Origin of the sequence: Candidatus Accumulibacter contiguus, from assembly GCF_012940005.1 — a bacterium.
Classification (GTDB): domain Bacteria; phylum Pseudomonadota; class Gammaproteobacteria; order Burkholderiales; family Rhodocyclaceae; genus Accumulibacter; species Accumulibacter contiguus.
Genome location: NZ_SPMX01000143.1, coordinates 1 through 2,719, shown reverse-complemented (window position 1 = coordinate 2,719; position 2,719 = coordinate 1). Strand labels below are relative to the sequence as shown.

General features: G+C 58.4%; 4 protein-coding genes and 1 pseudogene. 1 reads left to right on the top strand and 4 read right to left on the bottom strand.

Features of this window, described 5'->3' with window-relative positions; translation table 11 throughout:
• The 3 genes and pseudogenes from E4Q08_RS23685 to E4Q08_RS25360 form a co-directional block, all read right to left on the bottom strand.
• Positions 1-278 (bottom strand): transposase (locus tag E4Q08_RS23685; protein ID WP_505438054.1); only part of this gene is annotated, 278 nt, incomplete at its 3' end.
• Positions 279-455: 177 nt separating this feature from the next.
• Positions 456-1,262, bottom strand: coding sequence for a reverse transcriptase domain-containing protein (locus E4Q08_RS25365; protein ID WP_252396619.1), 807 nt, complete (start codon positions 1,260-1,262; stop codon positions 456-458).
• A gap of 19 nt (positions 1,263-1,281) precedes the next feature.
• Positions 1,282-1,470, bottom strand: a pseudogene (locus E4Q08_RS25360) (group II intron reverse transcriptase/maturase); the annotation flags it as partial.
• Between E4Q08_RS25360 and E4Q08_RS25920 the strand changes: the two are divergent.
• A complete protein-coding gene (locus tag E4Q08_RS25920; RefSeq protein WP_308240217.1) occupies positions 1,387-1,761 on the top strand; it encodes a hypothetical protein in 375 nt (124 codons plus the stop codon). The pseudogene E4Q08_RS25360 and the gene E4Q08_RS25920 overlap by 84 nt on opposite strands.
• A gap of 662 nt (positions 1,762-2,423) precedes the next feature.
• On the opposite strand, the gene E4Q08_RS23675 is transcribed toward E4Q08_RS25920, so the two are convergent.
• Positions 2,424-2,719 (bottom strand): IS66 family transposase (locus E4Q08_RS23675; protein ID WP_169072212.1); only part of this gene is annotated, 296 nt, incomplete at its 5' end.

Sequence of the window (2,719 nt, the reverse complement as noted above, 5' to 3'; positions counted from 1 at the left end):
CGCTGCTTGCGCCAGGTGTTCAAGTGCGAGGAATAAATACCTTCACGACGCAGCAGCGCGCCAATCTCACCGGCTTCCGTGCAGCCGTCGGCCTCGGCCAGGATGCGCTGCTTCTCGCTACTGGAAAACTGGCGCCGTTTCGCCGTAGCCGCGACTTCCGGGTTCGGCGGCGGCGCGCTGGAGGACCCGTTTCCAGTCGCCCTTCGGGCTCCTTCCAACGGGTCCTCCAGCGCCAAGGCGTTGGGTGTGCTCATCGTGTCTTCTTTCGTATTGGCCATGATTCAGTCCTACCTTTCTACTCTAATTCGTGAGGGGTAGGTGTCTCAGGCCATATTGACACGGAGGGAAAAGCTTGGGGTCAAAAAAGCTTGGGTAGAGTAGAGGACAGGCTTTCGCCTGCCCTCCCTCATCAAACCGTGCATGCGATTTTCCCGCACACGGCTTTCCGATGCTCTTCACGCCACGGCATGCGCCGAGTTCCAGCCCGCCTTCGTAGGAACTTTGTATAGCCCGTAGCGCCCGTAGAGATGAGCACTTGGAAACCGGCGGAAACCAGTTCCTCGGTCCTTCACCTGATGACGCTTCATCAAATGGGTTCGCAACCGGTCTTCCGCGTGGTATCTGACTTTGCTCATCGCCAGACTTGAGTTTCGATAGTGGAAGTAGTTTGCCCAGCCTCGCAGGCTGCGGTTGACGTTTCCCACGATATCTCTCAAGGGGATGGGGGTCAGTTTCCGGCCCGTGAGTTCCGTCAGCCTCGCCTTGATTTTCTTCAGCGATTTGTCTGCTGGCCGGACATTCGGGTACGGTTTTCCAGTCTTGGCCCCTCGACTCATCTGAATCGTGAAACCCAGGAAGTTGAAGCTTGCTTGGGTGGCGTCCACGATGTGGGTCTTCGTCTCGTTGAGGCTGAGGTCCAGACGGTCCAGGACATGACGCACCACTTTCAGCGGTTCCTCTACCTCTTTTCGGCACAGGATGACAAAGTCGTCCGCGTAACGCACGAGATGTGCGGATAGCTTGCCCTTCAGGTGCTGCCGTTGCCATATTCGGTCGAGAATATGCAGGTAGCAGTTGGCCAAGAGCGGGGAGATCACGCCGCCCTGCGGCGTGCCTTTGCGATTGGCTTTTCCACCACCTACGGTCTTCTTCACTCCGTTGTCGTCTTCGCCGATGACCGGGGCTTTGAGCCATTGCTTGATGAGGTGCAGAATCCCCCCCATCGACAACACGCTCGGCCACCACGGCCAGTAGCTTGGCATGCGGAATGCTATCGAAGTACTTTGATAGATCGGCGTCTATGACTTGAGTGTAGCCGGCCCATAACGTGTGGGCGATGTCATCCACGGCATCGTGGGCCGACCTCCTGGGCCGGAATCCGTACGAGTGCTCACAGAAGTCGGCTTCAAAGATCGGTTCGATGATGAGTTTCACCGCCATTTGTGCGACCCGATCGCGGAGCGTCGGTATCCCAAGCGGGCGCTGACTGCCATCCGCTTTGGGAATCATGACGCGCCTTACCGGCTGGGCGCGGTAGGTCTTGTCTTTCAGATCACGGGCCAGGTCCCGCAGAAACGTCTCTACCCCGATTCCGCTCTCGATGGCCTCGAAGCTGATCCCATCCATACCGGGACTGCCTCGGTTCGACCGGACAAGCCGCCAGGCATGACTGAGGATGTCTTCCCGGTAGAGCTTGTCGTAAAGCGCGTAAAAGCGATAGGCTGGTTCTTGCTTGGCCTTGGCATACAGCTTCCTCTGTAGCGTCCTGATCGTGTCCGGGGTGGTTAGCGACATGGCAATCCCTCGATCCTCCGCTCTTCGGTTGCACGAACAAAGTAGGGTCCCTTCCCTCGTCCGGGGTTATGTTGTCCCACGAACTCAGACGGTACTATGAACCCCTCCGACTCCCGCCTGCAGCCGCTGCGCTTTCGTTGCCTTATACGCAGCAGTCGGTGGTCTCCCCACCTCCGCAGACGGGCCTCCAGCACTGGGCAGTAAGTCTTCAAGAACATGCCATCCCTGCTACCCCGGGAGTCGATTGACGCCACTTCCGTTATTCCAGCGCCCATCCAACGGCCTTCCCCTTCTGACCACAGGGTCGGCTCCTCCACATAATTTACGAGGCTACTCATAGGTTCACTTGCGTTACGGCCTGCTCTCTTGCTGTTGGAAACTCACGACCCCGTGTCGCCACGGCGCCGCTTCCTCATGCTACCGGGGCGTACGGACAACTCCCCAGACGGGACTTAAACCCGCTAGACTTGCTGCTGTTACTGCGAACGGTCAAGTCTTGCAATCATGCATCCATGCCCAATAGAAAGTTGGGCGCTGCGGAGCCGCCCTGATGCGCCGCATTTTTCTCTGAGGAGATCATTGTGAAACGCAAGAGTCTTGGTAACTACTCAGGGCGACCACGCCGAAGCTCAAGCGAGGCGAGGCTGAGGGGGCTGGCCCTGGAAAGTGAGGATCAGGGCGTGGAAGAGATTGGCGCCCTGCTTGTGCATGGTTGCGAGATACGAGTGAATGATGCAGTAGGCATCGGCCCCCTTCTTGGTCCGGAAGCCGCCGGAGACTTTCTGTTTGACCTTGGACATGCGCACGGCTTGCTCGGCCAGGTTGTTGGTGAACGGAACGCCGGGATCCGTGGCAAAGCGCCAGACATCGTCGGTGTAGGTGCGCAAGCGCAGGAGGAGGTTCGTCGCCTTGCTTTGCCGGGGAC

Bases quoted from the DNA above. Each gene is read 5' to 3' on its own strand.
- E4Q08_RS25365 (WP_252396619.1), bottom strand. From the start codon at position 1,262: ATGCCAAGCTACTGGCCGTGGTGGCCGAGCGTGTTGTCGATGGGGGGG.